The 15,400-nt window shown below is 43.0% G+C and carries 15 protein-coding genes; 3 read left to right on the top strand and 12 right to left on the bottom strand.

Features of this window, described 5'->3' with window-relative positions; all coding sequences use genetic code 11:
• Positions 1 to 24: 24 nt before the first annotated feature.
• From FTU79_RS09030 to FTU79_RS09020, 3 genes are all read right to left on the bottom strand, one after another.
• Positions 25 to 795, bottom strand: coding sequence for a transporter (locus FTU79_RS09030; RefSeq protein ID WP_180022329.1), 771 nt, complete (start codon positions 793 to 795; stop codon positions 25 to 27).
• Between the two features lie 14 nt (positions 796 to 809).
• Positions 810 to 1,352 carry an ankyrin repeat domain-containing protein gene (locus FTU79_RS09025; protein WP_078190592.1) on the bottom strand — a complete coding sequence of 181 codons (543 nt, stop codon included), beginning with the start codon at positions 1,350 to 1,352 and terminating at the stop codon, positions 810 to 812.
• A gap of 129 nt (positions 1,353 to 1,481) precedes the next feature.
• Positions 1,482 to 1,847: an HPF/RaiA family ribosome-associated protein gene (locus FTU79_RS09020; protein ID WP_168379689.1), complete on the bottom strand. Its 366-nt coding sequence runs from the start codon at positions 1,845 to 1,847 to the stop codon at positions 1,482 to 1,484.
• A 495-nt stretch (positions 1,848 to 2,342) separates the two neighbouring features.
• Between FTU79_RS09020 and FTU79_RS09015 the strand changes: the two genes are divergently transcribed.
• Entirely contained in the window at positions 2,343 to 3,104 is a 762-nt protein-coding gene (locus FTU79_RS09015; protein ID WP_168379688.1) for an outer membrane protein OmpK, read from the top strand.
• A 101-nt stretch (positions 3,105 to 3,205) separates the two neighbouring features.
• On the top strand, positions 3,206 to 3,706 hold the full coding sequence (locus tag FTU79_RS09010; RefSeq protein WP_168379687.1) for a GNAT family N-acetyltransferase: 501 nt from the start codon (positions 3,206 to 3,208) through the stop codon (positions 3,704 to 3,706).
• Between the two features lie 17 nt (positions 3,707 to 3,723).
• Here FTU79_RS09010 and FTU79_RS09005 read toward each other — a convergent pair whose 3' ends face one another.
• The 8 genes from FTU79_RS09005 to FTU79_RS08970 form a co-directional block, all read right to left on the bottom strand.
• Positions 3,724 to 4,206, bottom strand: a complete 483-nt coding sequence (locus tag FTU79_RS09005; protein WP_168379686.1) for a DUF1877 family protein — start codon at positions 4,204 to 4,206, stop codon at positions 3,724 to 3,726.
• A gap of 353 nt (positions 4,207 to 4,559) precedes the next feature.
• Positions 4,560 to 5,258 carry an urea ABC transporter ATP-binding subunit UrtE gene (urtE, locus tag FTU79_RS09000; protein ID WP_068532840.1) on the bottom strand — a complete coding sequence of 233 codons (699 nt, stop codon included), beginning with the start codon at positions 5,256 to 5,258 and terminating at the stop codon, positions 4,560 to 4,562.
• Between the two features lie 10 nt (positions 5,259 to 5,268).
• Entirely contained in the window at positions 5,269 to 6,090 is an 822-nt protein-coding gene (gene urtD, locus FTU79_RS08995) for an urea ABC transporter ATP-binding protein UrtD (RefSeq protein WP_111885123.1), read from the bottom strand.
• Positions 6,087 to 7,160 carry an urea ABC transporter permease subunit UrtC gene (urtC, locus tag FTU79_RS08990; protein ID WP_180049715.1) on the bottom strand — a complete coding sequence of 358 codons (1,074 nt, stop codon included), beginning with the start codon at positions 7,158 to 7,160 and terminating at the stop codon, positions 6,087 to 6,089. Before urtC ends, urtD begins: the two co-directional genes overlap by 4 nt.
• A 4-nt stretch (positions 7,161 to 7,164) precedes the next feature.
• Complete coding sequence (urtB, locus tag FTU79_RS08985; RefSeq protein WP_180049713.1) at positions 7,165 to 8,799, bottom strand: urea ABC transporter permease subunit UrtB; 1,635 nt, start codon at positions 8,797 to 8,799, stop codon at positions 7,165 to 7,167.
• A gap of 95 nt (positions 8,800 to 8,894) precedes the next feature.
• A complete protein-coding gene (gene urtA / locus FTU79_RS08980; RefSeq protein WP_180049711.1) occupies positions 8,895 to 10,181 on the bottom strand; it encodes an urea ABC transporter substrate-binding protein in 1,287 nt (428 codons plus the stop codon).
• Positions 10,182 to 10,555: 374 nt separating this feature from the next.
• Entirely contained in the window at positions 10,556 to 12,436 is a 1,881-nt protein-coding gene (parE, locus tag FTU79_RS08975; protein ID WP_180049709.1) for a DNA topoisomerase IV subunit B, read from the bottom strand.
• A 187-nt stretch (positions 12,437 to 12,623) separates the two neighbouring features.
• Entirely contained in the window at positions 12,624 to 13,223 is a 600-nt protein-coding gene (locus FTU79_RS08970; RefSeq protein ID WP_180049795.1) for a YqiA/YcfP family alpha/beta fold hydrolase, read from the bottom strand.
• 243 nt (positions 13,224 to 13,466) lie between these two features.
• Here FTU79_RS08970 and FTU79_RS08965 point away from each other — a divergent pair, with 243 nt between their 5' ends.
• Positions 13,467 to 14,798 carry an alpha/beta hydrolase gene (locus tag FTU79_RS08965; protein WP_180049707.1) on the top strand — a complete coding sequence of 444 codons (1,332 nt, stop codon included), beginning with the start codon at positions 13,467 to 13,469 and terminating at the stop codon, positions 14,796 to 14,798.
• Positions 14,799 to 14,869: 71 nt separating this feature from the next.
• On the opposite strand, the gene FTU79_RS08960 is transcribed toward FTU79_RS08965, so the two are convergent.
• Entirely contained in the window at positions 14,870 to 15,397 is a 528-nt protein-coding gene (locus tag FTU79_RS08960; protein ID WP_078190602.1) for a disulfide bond formation protein B, read from the bottom strand.
• Between the last annotated feature and the right edge of the window lie 3 nt (positions 15,398 to 15,400).

Raw genomic sequence — 15,400 nt, 5'->3', positions numbered from 1 at the left:
TACGTTTTAAAATTTAGGGTTCTTTTAGAACAGGTAAGATACGCCCAAACCGGACTGATAATTTTTATGACCGCCGGTGAGTTCTAGACCGACGCTCGCATCCAACTGCATACGATCCGAAACGGCATACGTCAGACCTGAAGCCAAAGACACTTCCTGATCGGTACTCTCTGCTTTGCGATAAACCAGCTCAGAAAAACCCGATAAATTACCCGCAATTTGATATTCCATTCCTGGAATGGCACTCACAGCCCAATCACCATCTTGAACTTCATAACGCATGGTCATTGAAGTCCCAATTGTATCGCTATAATCATAAGCCACAGCGGAAGTCAGACTATAAATATCGTCCTCAGCACTAAAACCTTCATTGCCTGTTGCAATAATCGCTTCAGCAAGAATAGCCATCGACAATTTCTCATCATTCAAATCAATAGCTTTTTTCAGGCCAATGCTGACATCACCCAAACCATCATCTTCAACTGAGCGACCCGCAACTTTGGTTTTAGACCATGCAGGACCTTGCCAACCCAATTGCAATTCCAAATCTTTTGCCAAACCAGTACGGAATAACATGTCTGCATTTAAAGTGGTGTTTTTTACTTTTTCACCATTTTCATCACGACTTTCACTATAGCTCGCTGCTGGCAAACTTTGTTCCCATGCCAAACGACCTACAGGGGTAATGCCTGTGCCCATACCCGCGCCCGGACGATCAAATGAAAAATCCGCCGCAAATGCAGACAGGCTCAAACTGGATAATGTTGCAATGCTTAAAACTTTAAATACAGTCATGTTTTTACTCACAATTATGCTAATTCTTTGGTCATTTTTGCGCCATGGCTACGCAAAAGCTCCAAGGTTTGTTTTTCTTCTTCCAATGCTTCTGACCAATTTACCGCATCAAAATCACAGTCAAAAAATAATTCACTAATCGACGATAAAATGGTTAAACCATCGCTATCAATCATATTTGGATTCACTTTTTCATCCAATAAACGCTGTACCGCAGGGACACATGCTGCACTCGCAGCATCCCATAATGGACCATAAATTTCTTCAGCATCCCATAAATGCACATTGGCTTTGGCTTGAATCAGCGCTTCCAAGATTTGCATATGTACATCTAAATGTTGTGTTTTCTGTTCTGCTGTTAAAGGTTGGCCTGCTTCATACGCTTCGCAAACCATTTCCCACCATTTAAACAAACCATCAGACCATACAGAAACCGCAGGTCCTTTCTCAAAGTCGATAAAATTTGGATTAAGACCATCTGCCAACAGGCGTTGCACCTGTGCAAGATCTTGTTCTTCTAACGCTTGCACAAAAAGCTGTTGTTGCGCTGTTAACATCTGGAAAGCTCACTTCAATTTATTTTGATCTATTATGCCGAATAAAGCTGCGTTTGTTTGAATTTCATGTAAAACAAAATACAAAACACACAAAAAAAGCCCCGCAGGGCTTTTTTTAAATTTTGAGACTTATTCGTCGTCTACGATATCATCCGCTTCAGCAAAAGCAGGTTGCGTACTGCGTGGGTTCTCTTTCTTTTCGAACACATGTTCAAGACTACGTTTAAGTCGATCAATTGCACCGTGAATAGCTGTATCTACATTATGACCACGATGGTTGACCACGACAGGCTTCAAACCTGCTGGACGCGCTTCAATCATACATTTGATGTCGTCGCTGCCGCCCTTGTCCCCATTTTCATCACTTAAATGCACCGAAAAGTGGGTAATGCGTTCACTATGGCGCTGAAATTCTTCATTAAGTTCTGCACGAACGTATGTAATTAGTCGATCACTGTTTATAATGTTTTTATCTGTACGGATTTCAATGTTCATAATATCATCCTCATATCTATCTGTATTAGCTATAAAAATTTGTGCAAAACTTATTATCTTGGCACGTTACATTTGCTGTAAATGTTACAGCAATGACCATCTTCAACTTTGTATGGAACATCGTCCTCCACATTGAATGATGAACACTTTAGAGTCTGCAGATCCGTGTCCTTATACTTCGAATATCGGTCTTAAGTTAGAATTTTGCAAGTGCTATTTTGATATTTTTTTAATATCCATAAAAAAAGTAAGACTTTATTGTAGATTTGCATTGTTTTAATTGATTTGGGTCATATTTTTGTGCATTTCCTCGACGCCCACCTTCTATTTGCACAATTCCATTCAAACTCAAAATCTCGCTTTTACCGTCATCGATCATGCACAGCGTATTTCCCCTTCAAATTACAAAACAATTTTGCCGTTGAGTAAAATTTGGCTTTATTTTTGCTTAATAATCTGTATGCTTTCAGTGCTTCTCGGGGGAGATATTTTTTAATGAAACTTACACAAATCGTTGCATCATGTGCATTAGCATCTGCTGCTGCTTTCACTCAAGCTTCACCTATCGTATGGCAAGATTTCAGCTTAACTGGCCTATATGGTGAAAATTATGTTGTGCCTTTTGATGGTGACAACAATGAACAGAAAACGATCACAGCTGAATATGCCGCTAAACTGAAATATTCAGATGTATTCTTCTTCGTTGACCAAGCTTGGGACAAAGATGATGAAGCATCGACTTACCTTGAGCTTGCACCGCGCCTTAGCTTAGGCGAAGTTTCTGGTAAAGACCTTTCTATGGGGCCGATCAAAGACGTTCTGATTGCAACGACTTGGGAACATAATGCCGGCTACGACAAAAATTCTGAGTTTAATAACTTCTTGTATGGTATTGGCTTTGCTTTAGACATTCCATATACACAGTATGCAAACATCAACTTCTATAAAGCCGATAATGATTCTAAATCAGCCGGTACTAAAGATGATTATCAAATGACGATCACTTATGCTGTGCCATTTAAAATTGGCTCTGAAGATTTTCTAGTAGATGCTTTCCTTGACTGGTCAACAGCTGAAAAAGGGGCGCAAGCTAGTGAATTAAACTGGACAAGCCAATATAAATGGAATATAGGTAAGCATATCTCTCCTAAGACTAAGCTCTACGTAGGTGTTGAACACTCGGTTTGGAACAACAAATATGGCCTGAAAGGTCAGGACCAAAACGATGTCAGCGCTTTGGTGAAATACCACTTCTAAGTTCGACTCAGAACGCTATGAAGAAAAAAGCAAGGTTCATCACCTTGCTTTTTTTATGCCTAAGTTTTTAAATTGACTTTATTTTTATCAGAAATTTGCGCATGTCTTTTCTCATTCGACCTGCAACTCCACAAGACTTAGCGGCCATTCTCGCAATCTATAATCATGAAGTTCTCAACGGCTTTGCGACATGGAATGATCAAGCTTACACTCTTGACTCTTTTCAACAGAAATTGCTGGATTTCCAAAAGCAAAATTTTCCTTTTGTGGTGATTGAAGATCAGGATCAACAGCAAATCGCCGGTTATGCTGACTATGGTTCTTTCCGCCATTTTGCTGGCTATCGACATACTGTTGAGCATTCTGTCTATATTGACCCAAACTATGCTCGACAGGGTCTTGGTCAGCAATTATTAGAGCACCTAATTCAGCATGCAAAAAGCCAAAGTATGCATGTCATGATCGCTGGCATTGATCACGGCAATAGCGCCTCGATTGCCCTGCACAAAAAATTAGGCTTTAAGCAAACAGGTTATATGCCCGAAGTGGGACAAAAGTTTGGTGAATGGCGTGATCTGGTCCTGATGCAACTTCAGTTATAGCCCGTATTGAGCTGTGTTTATGGTAATTTATCCAAACGAATACCATCTTGTATCACACTCAGCACCGATAAATTATGACGCACCGCATCACGATAAAGATCTTGTAACTGTAAAAAAAGTAGTTTTAATTCGGCCAATTTAAGCTCTTGCTCAGGTGCGGTTTCTGCAATCGTGACCAAATAACGTTTTTTGATTTCATCCACGCTTAACTGTTGTAATGCCTGATGGATTTCTGCAACTCGAACTACAGTATTGTAATGCACTGCAAGGCTCAGTCCCGGTCGTCGCTCTGACAAAGGATGTTCTGCCTGAATGGCATAACTCAGTGCCGCAACTGAATCACTGTTCACGCTTAATAATGGATTCAACTCTTGCCACGCTTCCCCTAAAAAAAAGGAGTGTTGTACAAAAGGTGAATCCAAGACATCTTGAGGGGTTTCTGCTTCTAAAATCAGAGTTTCCAAATCATTCGGTGGGATCAAATATAATATCGCGTCCATATTCTTATCTTCTTGTTATGTCGTACATTTAGATTAATGTAATCCACACAAAAATAAAGCAGATATTTTGTATATTCGACTGCAGTTGATCGAATACTGATGGATGCCCATTCGCCCTTTACCAAAGTTTCAGTACTGCACTTAGCATCACTGAAGCACGACATGCTGAAGCTTCAAATGACGATACTGAGAACAACTTAAGCTTATGGTTTAAAACAAAAAAAATTTATGCCACTCGTTTTTTTGATGCCATTTCCATGACCAGCAACGATTTTTTGAGCGTAGTAAATTGAATGAAAAGAGTAACGAGCTTGATTGATACAAGCCCGCCACACATCGCAGTCAACTAAATATTAAATCGCCACCAATTCCCGAATGCCTTTTTCAGGCATTTCACTACCGACACCTTGTGCAATCACTTGCCCCCGCGCCATCACGGTATATTCATCTGCCAGTTCTTCTGCAAAATCATAAAACTGTTCAACCAAAACAATCGCCATTTCTCCGCCATCGGCTAACTGACGAATCACACGGCCAATGTCTTTAATAATCGACGGCTGAATGCCTTCGGTCGGTTCATCTAAAATCAATACCCGTGGTTCGGAAGCGAGCGCACGGGCAATCGCCAATTGTTGCTGCTGACCACCAGATAAATCTCCACCTCGACGATGTTTCATTTCATCCAATACGGGGAAAATCTCATAGAGATGTTCTGGCACTTTTCGGGTTTTAGCGCCTTTAAATTTTGCCATCCCAATCAAAATATTTTCTTCAACGGTCAAGGTTGAAAAAATGTCCCGTCCTTGCGGTACATAAGCCAAGCCTTCACGTACACGTTGCTCTGGACTCAGTTTAGAAATGTCTTTGCCATCCAGTAAGATCTGCCCAGACTTGATCGGTAAAATGCCCATTAAACATTTTAAGAGGGTGGTTTTACCCACACCATTTCGCCCGAGCACCACTGAACATGCCCCCACGGGAGCGGCAAATGTCACATCTCTTAAAATATGACTGCCACCATAAAACTGATTGACGTCTTTGACTTCTAACATGGTCTGCTCCTTAACGTCCGAGATATTTTTCAATGACATCTTCATTGGCTTGGACTTCGGCCAATGTACCCTCTGCCAAAATCGCACCTTGCGCCAACACGGTGACTTTTTCACTGATGGTGTCAATAAAGCTCATGTCATGTTCAACCACAACAAGGGTATGGTTCTTTTTCAACTCTAAACACAGCTCTGCGGTACGCTCTGTTTCAGCATCGGTCATTCCTGCTACAGGTTCATCCAGCAAAATCAATTTTGGACGCTGCATTAGTAGCATGCCTATTTCTAACCACTGCTTTTGACCATGTGACAACAGCCCTGCCGGTTTATGGATCAATTCTTCTAAGCGGATTTGTGCTAAAGATTCGTCCAAGGCGTTTTGCGCATCTGGATCGAGTTTGCTGAAGAAACTCTTTTTCACCCGTTTATCTTTCGGCGCTGCCAATAACAGGTTTTCCATCACGGTAAAATTTTCAAATACAGTAGGCTTTTGAAACTTACGACCGATCCCGGCTTCTGCAATTTGCTCTGTACTCATTTTTGCCAAATCATAGGTTTGCCCGAAAAAAGCCGAACCTTCTGTTGGGCGAGTTTTACCGGTAATCACATCCATCAGCGTGGTTTTTCCTGCACCATTGGGACCAATGATGCAGCGCAGCTCACCTTCTTTGATATATAACGACAAATCATTTAATGCACGGAAAGAATCAAACCAAACGCTGACTTTTTCCAAATACAGGGCAATCCCGTGACTGAAGTCCGCACCCTGCTCCTTCGGTCGTCCATAACCTTCAACAGCATGACCGCCATGCGGTTGAACCCATTGATCATTCATTCGCTGCGCTCCTTTTTAAACCGCTCTAATAGCCCAATCAAACCTTTTGGCAGGAATATCGTTACCACAATAAACAGCGCACCTAAAATCAATAACCATGCCTCTGGATAAGCCACCGTAAAATAGGTCTTCACCCCATTGATTAAACCTGCACCCAAAATTGGGCCAATCAGCGTACCGCGTCCCCCTGCAGCCACCCACACCGCCATTTCAATCGAATTGACAGGGTTCATTTCACTCGGGTTAATAATGCCGACTTGAGGGACATACAAAGCACCAGCAATCCCTGCGATCACTGCTGACAACACCCATGCAGAGAGCTTGTACCATAAGGTGCGGTAACCTAAATATTGCAAACGGTTTTCACTGTCACGAATTGCACCAAGTACACGACCATAGGGTTTATTCATCAGGTGGCGTAAACCGACAAAACAGACCAGCAAAGTCAGTGCAGTGAGGAAACACAAGGTTGCGCGCATTGGTGCAGAGGTAATATCTAGACCTAAGATGGTTTTAAAACCGGTAAAGCCGTTGTTACCGCCAAAGCCGGTTTCATTGCGAAAAAATAGTAGCGCAGCGGCAAAGGTCATGGCTTGGGTAATAATTGAAAAATACACGCCTTTAATTTTGGAGCGGAAGGCAAAGAAGCCAAAAATGAAGGCAATCAGTCCTGGGACTAAAACCACCAAAGCCAATGCCCACACGATATGTTCAGTACCCATCCAGTACCACGGTAGCTCGGTCCAACTCAAAAAGCGCATAAAATCGGGTAAGCCATCGCCTGCCGCTTCGCGCATGAGATACATACCGAAGGCATAGCCGCCCAAGGCAAAGTACAGACCATGCCCTAAGCTTAAAATGCCGGCATAGCCCCAAACCAAATCTAAGGCCAATGCCACCAAGGCGAGACACATAATTTTGCCAATGAGCGTGACCCAATACGCTGATAAATGCAGTGCTGAATCGGCGGGTAATACATGTAACCAAGGTAAAATCAGCAAAATGGCAAAGCACACGGCAATCGCCATACCGCTATAGGGTTTATCCGATAATAACGAAGTGATTTTCATGCGCTTACTCCACAAAACGGCCTTTGATGGCAAACAAACCTTGTGGACGTTTTTGAATAAACAAAATCACAAGAACCAGTAGAATAATTTTCGCTAAGACTGCACCCATGCCGATTTCCAGCACTGTGCCACTAACACCTAGACCTAATGCAGCCAGTACTGCGCCCCATACTTGGCCAACACCACCCACCACAACCACCAAGAACGCATCGATAATATAGTTTTGTCCTAGGTCAGGACCGACATTGCCGACTTGTGCTAAGGCACAGCCTGCCAGACCTGCAAGCCCCGAACCTAAACCAAAAGCCATCATGTCAATGCGGCTAGAACGGATACCTACGGCCTGTGCCATTTGACGGTTTTGCGTCACGGCACGAACAAATAAACCAAAGCGGGTTTTATTCAGCAAGTAAACCAGTAATAGGAGTACCGCAACGGTAAAGCCAATAATGGCAATACGGTTATAAGGCAGCATCAGACTCGGTGTCACAGCAATGCCCCCTGACAGCCATGAAATATTCGACACCTCAACGTTCTGCGCACCAAAAACCATGCGCACCACTTGCATTAAAATTAAGCTCACACCAAAGGTGGCTAATAGTGTTTCCAATTGACGGCCATACAAGGGACGAATAACAGTACGTTCAATCAACATGCCGATCAAAGCACTTACAATAAATGCAGCAGGAATCGCGGCAATCAAGTACCAATCGACATAGCTACTGAGATAACTCTTAAACAGGCTTTGCACCACATAAGTGGTATAGGCCCCGATCATGATCAGTTCACCATGCGCCATGTTAATCACGCCTAGCAGACCATACGTAATGGCTAAGCCCAACGCCGCCAGTAGTAAAATACTGGCCGTGCTGAGACCTGAAAAGACATGTCCAGTCCATTCACTGGCCTGAATACGAGTTTTAATATTGCTCTTGGCTTCTGTCAGTGCGGCTTTTAACTCAGGATGCAGGTTGGCTTGTTGTAATTCCTGTTCCACCATCGCCAACACATCGGGACGGTTAGAATCTTGCAGCACTTTGGCCGCCTGTATTTTTTGTAAAACATCAGGGTTTTGATAATCCAAGCGTGCTTTGAGCTGCGCTAAACGGGCTTTAACTTTGTTATTTTTTTCATTTAAATACAATTGATTAATATTTTTAACATCCAACTCAGCCAAGTTATTTTCTAAAATATCAATTGCATCCAAACGTTGGTTTAAATCATCCGATTGCAGCTTTTCTTTCGCTTGCGCAAACGTTAAGGCTTTACGAAGGGTATTCACCAAGGTGACTTGAGATAAATCGGCAGGCCAATCCGTCACGGTTTGCAAATCAGGATAGCTCAATAATTTTTCGTCAGTTTCTAAAATATAGGTTTGACCGCTTTGACCACTATATAACTGGTCTTTTTCGACCAATGCGGCCAACTGATCTAAGGATTCAATATCGCCCGGCCATTGATTCAGTAAACTGCGGCGCTCGGTAAAACTACCGCGAACAAATTGCTGAATGGCGTCACCTTGCTGCACAGATTGCACCGTAGGTGCCACATCTGCTGCTGTTTCTGCATGCACGATTTGCAGACAGAATAATTGGCTCAGGAATAGAAACAGGATCGGGAAATTGCGTAATTTTTTCATCTTATAAGCATCCCTATTGAGTAATAGAACAACCCCATCTAGGGATCACATCAAAACATGCCCACTACACAATGGCAGCAGGCATTCGGATTGAATTATTTAGGGATGTACGGGCTCCATGGCTCTGCAGCAATGGTTTTTGCCGTTTTGTGTACCACATCAAACTGACCATCGGCACGGATCTGACCAATCATGACTGGTTTATGCAAATGATGGTTCGACGCATCCATTTGCAAGGTATAGCCCGATGGCGCTTTAAATTCTTGGCCGGCCATAGCTTCACGCACTTTATTGACATCTGTGCTTCCAGCTTTTTCTACCGCTTGTTTCCACATATTGATGCCGACATAGGTAGCCTCCATCGGGTCATTGGTCACAAATTTATCGGCATTTGGTAGTTTGTATTCCACGGCATACTGCTTCATTTTATTGGTGAATTCAGTATTCACTGGATTTTTCACCGACATGAAGTAGTTCCACGATGCCAAGTGTCCGACCAGCGGCTTGGTGTCGATACCACGTAATTCCTCTTCACCCACAGAGAACGCCATCACTGGAATATCCGCAGCTTTAATACCTTGGTTGCCCAATTCACGATAGAACGGCACATTTGAATCGCCGTTAATGGTCGAGATCACAGCAGTCTTTTTCCCTGCCGCAAACTTCTTCACATTGCCCACAATGGTTTGATAGTTGCTATGACCAAATGGCGTGTATTCTTCCATGATGTCCGCATCGGCAATACCTTTCGACTTCAAGAATGCACGTAAGATTTTGTTGGTGGTACGTGGGTAAACATAATCTGTGCCCAACAGTACAAAGCGTTCTGCCTTACCACCCTCTTCACTCATCAGATATTCGACAGCAGGAATCGCTTGCTGATTCGGTGCCGCACCTGTGTAGAAAATATTTTTAGACTGTTCCTGACCTTCATACTGAACAGGGTAGAACAATAAGCCATTTAATTCTTCAACCACGGGTAAAACCGACTTACGAGATACCGACGTCCAGCAACCAAAAATCACGGCTACTTTGTCTTGGGTAATCAACTGACGGGTTTTTTCCGCAAATAGTGGCCAGTCCGATGCCGGATCCACCACCACAGGTTCTAGTTTTTTGCCCAATACCCCGCCATTGGCATTAATTTCATTAATCGCCATCAAGGCCGTATCTTTTAGAGAAGTTTCTGAGATCGCCATCGTGCCTGACAGCGAATGTAAGATCCCGACTTTAATAGTATCGCCACTTGCTGCAGCGGCTTTTGGTTCTGATGTAGCGCTTTCTGTTTTTTCTTCTGCAGGTTTTGAACAGCCCGTTAAAGCAATCGCCCCAGTCATCGTTGCCGCTAAAATACTTTTAGCAAATACATTGCGTTGAAACATTATTCACACTCCCAACCTAAGCTTGTAATTCACATTTTTAAAATGCATTTGTTGTCTTTCATCACAACAGAGCAATTCAATAACTGTGCCAAGCCTTATTTTTTATTTTGATTGAGTGCTTTTATTTATTTTTAAATGTTATTTTTCAAATAGTTACAATCATAAAATTTGCTTTTAATTTTTTATGGGTCGATTCAAAAATCGTAAAATCACCGCAAAGATGCATACAAACTTGTATCCAACATTTGACCTATAATTGAACAATTTTGCGACGTTTTTCAAAAAACACGGTGTTTTGGCACACAAATCATGCAGCTTTTCCTAAATTTGAAGCAAAAAAAAACCACTTGCGTGGTTTTTTCCTTGTTGCAATTTTAAACCGCTAAATCGGCCAAATTACCCTTCTGTTCCAACCAATATTTACGGTCTGAAGAGCGCTTCTTCGCCAATAATTTGTCGAGTAAACCTGAAGTAAACTGTACGTCATCCAAGTCCAGTTGCACTAAACGACGCGTATCGGGATCCATAGTCGTTTCACGCAGCTGACTCGCGTTCATCTCGCCCAATCCTTTAAATCGTGTGATCTGAGGATTTTTGGTTTTACATTTCTTCAAGATGCTTTCCAACTCATCTTCATCCAAGGCATAGTGCACATCTTTATTGTCATCTATACGGAACAGCGGTGGCATCGCCACAAACAAATGTCCTTCCTCAACTAGAGTATGGAAATGTTTGACAAACAGTGCGCAGAGTAATGTCGCAATGTGCAAACCATCCGAGTCGGCATCGGCTAAGATACAAATCTTGCCATAACGTAGTTCTGACAAGTCGTCACTGCCCGGATCTACACCAATCGCAATCGCAATATCATGTACTTCTTGCGATGCTAAGACCTCATCAGATGACACTTCCCAAGTATTTAAAATCTTACCGCGGATCGGCATGATCGCTTGGAAGTTCTTATCACGTGCTTGCTTGGCAGAACCACCTGCAGAATCCCCTTCCACAATAAACAGTTCTGATTCTTCGAGGGTATGGCCCACACAGTCGGCCAATTTACCTGGTAAGGCTGGACCTGAAACGATCTTTTTACGTTCAACTTTTTTCGCAGCTTTTAAACGGCGACCGGCTTTGGCAATCACCATTTCAGCCAGTTGCATGGCAATATCGGAGTTTTGATTGAGCCACAGTGCAAAGGCATCTTTGGCAATATTTAACACCACACCAGAGGCTTCACGGCTTGAAAGTCGTTCTTTGGTCTGACCTGAGAATTGTGGCTCTTGGAATTTCAAAGACAGAATAAAGTTGACGCCATCCCACACATCTTCGGCAGATAGCTTCATATTCCGTGGCAATAAATTCCGTAATTCACAGAATTCACGAATCGCATCTGTCACACCCGAACGTAAACCATTGACATGGGTACCGCCTTGCGCAGTCGGGATGAGGTTGACATACGACTCTTGAATGGACTCACCACCTTCCACATTCCAACAAATCGCAAACTCAGCGCTGGCACGCTCTGCCTCACCGGTGGCCACAAATGCAGGGGCAGGAACGATGTCACGGTCTTGCAGTTCATCCATCAAATAGTCAACCAGACCATTTTCAAACTGCCATTCAATTTTTTCGTTATTGATTTGATCTACATAAATGATTTGTAGACCGGCTGCCAATACTGCTTTGGCTTTTAAATTATGTTTAAGTGCTTTTAAGGCAAATTTAGGCGAGTCAAAATATTTGGCTTCAGGCCAAAAATGCACGGTAGTACCCGTTGCACGTTTAGCGCATTTACCTTCCAACACCTCAAGCGGTGCCACAGGAACGCCATGTTCAAAGGCCATTTTATATAGATTGCCTTGACGTTGAACTTCCACCTCAACACGGTTAGACAATGCGTTGACGACAGAAATCCCCACACCATGCAAACCACCTGAAAATTGATAATTGTCTGTGCTGAATTTACCGCCGGCATGCAGCTTGGTCAGAATGATTTCAATCCCGCTTTGACCATATTCAGGATGGATGTCAACCGGCATCCCACGACCATTATCTTCAACTGACAATGAGCCATCTTTATACACTGTCACGGTAATTTTATTGGCATGTCCTGCAAGCGCTTCATCGACGGCGTTATCTATCACTTCCTGCGCCAAATGGTTTGGTCGTGTAGTGTCTGTATACATCCCCGGACGACGACGTACCGGATCTAGGCCAGATAAAACTTCAAGTGATTGAGCCGTATATTGCGTCACGTTGCAAAATTCCCTGCTTTTTGGTTAAAACATTTCTTTAAGCGCTACAGTATATGCTTTTTTATTAAAATGCATATCTCTTGCGATCAGCCGCCATTTTCTTAAACAATTTAAACGTCAAATGATGTCGTAACTGCCCATTATTTGTATGTTAGATCTAGCTGGTCAGCATTTGTATTGGATCATTTTATTTAGGCATATTTTTGACAGCATCGGACAAAAACTGCAAGAGCATCGGTATTTTTTCTGCAAAATCATCCATGCCATGTGTTCCACCCACCTCAGTGATCAACATGGCCATGCCGGCTTGAGCCGCACTATAAAAACCAGCGGCATCTCGATAATCCAAGGTTTCATCGCCTTGTTGGAGCAAGACCAACAGTTGATCTGCGTTCTCAACCTTAGATACCGCCAAAGCCTGCATTTGATTGAGCTGTGCATCATCCAAGCACCACGTTTCAGTCACCTGATAGGGTAATGCCGTCTCGCCAAATAAATCACGAAATAATTGCCATGGATAGACCGCAGGATTGATGAGCACTGCAGGAATATGATGCCGTGCCATCAACTGCGTCGCATAAAAACCACCTAAACTGCTGCCCACCAAAACCACATCATCCAAACCTTCAATCAGCTCTGACATCTGCTGCATTACCTGTAGCGGTGGCATATTCAAATCTGGCAAATGCACGTGCACACCATTTAAGTCTGCGCAATGGCGCCGCAGTATCTGTCCTTTCACTGAATTTGAGTTACTTTGAAAACCATGCAAATACACAATATTCATCATTTTGATTCCAAATTGATCTTTAAATTGCTTTAAAAGTGGCATATAAGTGCTAACTGCGTCACATTTTCTAAATTTGAATTTTTAGCAAAATTGTCAGACAAAAGGCATTCACCGACAGGTCTGTTATCGGTATTGTAAAAGCTGTTCGTGAGAATTTTATAAAATAAACAATGAAACTTCAGGCTATTCCAGTAATAAATACAATCGAGGGATAGCATTGAATGTAAGGATAGGAACATTATGCCTAGCTTAACACCATTGCATGAAACCTATTGTAAATGGGACCGCACGCCACCCAGTCAAGCAGATGTGCTGGAAGGTTTGGCACAGCTCGTGACAATGCGTTTTAGTGATGTCGTGCATGACTTGATCAAAAACATTCAACGTGAAATTTTAATCAGTATTTTTGGAATGAGCGAACAAGGCTCGAAAGCCTTTCATAAGCAGCCGACCATTGCACGGGTTTATGAATTTTCTTACAACACCTTTTTCAACTATGGCAATTATTTACTTGCACCAACGCTGCGTAGCATTATTGAAAAATTCCCACGCTTACACGACAAACCCCTCACCCCGTCTTTACATTTTTTAGTGGGCGCGCTGAATGGGGTCTTGGGCGACTATTTACTGAAATACCACAACCCGATGGCCTTACCCATGGTGGTTTACGACCATTATGGTGCGGTACAAAAAGGCGAATTAACTGGACGTATCGCCCTGTTGATTCATGGGCTCTGCATGAATCATCTGTCATGGTCAACAGCCAAATATGGCGGCATTGGTGAAAAATTACTGTCTCAACGTGACCACAACACCATGCTGTATTTAAATTACAACACGGGGCGACGTATCTCGACAAATGGTCGCAGCCTTGCCAATACATTAGAAGATTTGGTCCGTCGCAACCCGGGTATTACCAGTATCGACTTAATTGGTCATAGTATGGGAGGCTTAGTGTCCCGTAGTGCCATTTTTTATGGCAAACAAAATATGTATCAATGGATTCATCAAGTCGAAAATCTAGTCTGCTTGGGCTCACCACATCATGGGGCGGTGCTTGAACGTGTCGGATTTCATTTGCAAGATCAATTGGGCCGTTTCCCTTTGGTCAAAATCGTGGGGCATGTGGTGAATATTCGCAGTAACGGCATTTTAGATTTGCGCTATGGCAGCGTGCGTGATGATGATTGGGAACATAATGATGTCCGTATTGGACTCATGGACGACAACCGTAAACCAGCCCCGATTCCATCACATATCAATACATACCTCGTGGCAGGGACCATCGAATATGAACATCGTCGCAATAAAACGCGACATGTGATTGGAGATTACTTGGTCAGTGTGAAAAGTGCATTGGGGGAACACCCAAATGCACGGTATCAACTGAAAGTGCCAGATTCACATAAAGCGATTTTTTATGGTCTGAACCATTTCGAAATTCAGCATCATCCGCAAGTGGCCGAGCAAATCGTGCATTGGTTCTATCCAAACAATGACGATAAAGCTTGTGATCATATCTATGAATTTATGATGGACTTGGAAAGTATGGAAGGCATTGCCCTAACCTAACGCAATTTTCCCTCCCATGCAGACTCGTATAAAAAAGCCCTCAACTGAGGGCTTTTTTATATATCACTGAATTAGAATTTATCACGTAAACGTGGCACTGGTTTGCTTGGGTATTTACGCAATAACTGCCAAAGACTGAGCAAAGTTAAGACCGCAAAAAACACCAATGACCAAACCGGTAATGATTGTCCCAAGAACGTCCAATCCACTTTGGCACATTCACCAGAGCCGGTTAGTACTTGTTCAAAGACTGATTTTAACGGCAGCGTTTCTACCCAATAATCCAGTCCTGGGCCACAGCTAGGTACTTTGTCTGGCGGTAAGTTTTGCAGCCAAATATGACGCGCAGCTACCCCAGCAGACCAAAGAATTGATAGTGTCCCCAACAATGCGTAAATGCGTTTACCCCAATTCGATGCTGGATTGTGAATCAACGCAATCAATGAAATGATGCCGAGTCCAATCAAACCAATACGTTGGAATACGCATAATGGACAAGGTTCTAAGCCTTGTACATGTTCTAAAAACAGCGCAAAAGACATACCGATCACGCTAGCTAAAAACAACAAACCACTCACGAAGCGGAAACTCCATTTCATGGT

Source organism: Acinetobacter sp. YH12144 (assembly GCF_013418345.1).
GTDB lineage: Bacteria > Pseudomonadota > Gammaproteobacteria > Pseudomonadales > Moraxellaceae > Acinetobacter > Acinetobacter amyesii.
Note: the sequence above shows the minus strand (reverse complement) of the source record. Positions and strands in the feature narration are given on the sequence as shown.

What these genes read in the sequence shown, in the direction of transcription:
- urtB (WP_180049713.1), bottom strand. Translation starts at nt 8,799, where the DNA reads ATGAAAAAATTACGCAATTTCCCGATCCTGTTTCTATTCCTGAGCCAA.
- urtC (WP_180049715.1), bottom strand. Translation starts at nt 7,160, where the DNA reads ATGAAAATCACTTCGTTATTATCGGATAAACCCTATAGCGGTATGGCG.
- FTU79_RS09020 (WP_168379689.1), bottom strand. Translation starts at nt 1,847, where the DNA reads ATGAACATTGAAATCCGTACAGATAAAAACATTATAAACAGTGATCGA.
- FTU79_RS09005 (WP_168379686.1), bottom strand. Translation starts at nt 4,206, where the DNA reads ATGGACGCGATATTATATTTGATCCCACCGAATGATTTGGAAACTCTG.
- urtA (WP_180049711.1), bottom strand. Translation starts at nt 10,181, where the DNA reads ATGTTTCAACGCAATGTATTTGCTAAAAGTATTTTAGCGGCAACGATG.
- FTU79_RS08965 (WP_180049707.1), top strand. Translation starts at nt 13,467, where the DNA reads ATGCCTAGCTTAACACCATTGCATGAAACCTATTGTAAATGGGACCGC.
- FTU79_RS09030 (WP_180022329.1), bottom strand. Translation starts at nt 795, where the DNA reads ATGACTGTATTTAAAGTTTTAAGCATTGCAACATTATCCAGTTTGAGC.
- FTU79_RS08970 (WP_180049795.1), bottom strand. Translation starts at nt 13,223, where the DNA reads ATGAATATTGTGTATTTGCATGGTTTTCAAAGTAACTCAAATTCAGTG.
- FTU79_RS09010 (WP_168379687.1), top strand. Translation starts at nt 3,206, where the DNA reads ATGTCTTTTCTCATTCGACCTGCAACTCCACAAGACTTAGCGGCCATT.
- FTU79_RS09015 (WP_168379688.1), top strand. Translation starts at nt 2,343, where the DNA reads ATGAAACTTACACAAATCGTTGCATCATGTGCATTAGCATCTGCTGCT.
- FTU79_RS08960 (WP_078190602.1), bottom strand. Translation starts at nt 15,397, where the DNA reads ATGAAATGGAGTTTCCGCTTCGTGAGTGGTTTGTTGTTTTTAGCTAGC.
- FTU79_RS09025 (WP_078190592.1), bottom strand. Translation starts at nt 1,352, where the DNA reads ATGTTAACAGCGCAACAACAGCTTTTTGTGCAAGCGTTAGAAGAACAA.
- urtE (WP_068532840.1), bottom strand. Translation starts at nt 5,258, where the DNA reads ATGTTAGAAGTCAAAGACGTCAATCAGTTTTATGGTGGCAGTCATATT.
- urtD (WP_111885123.1), bottom strand. Translation starts at nt 6,090, where the DNA reads ATGAATGATCAATGGGTTCAACCGCATGGCGGTCATGCTGTTGAAGGT.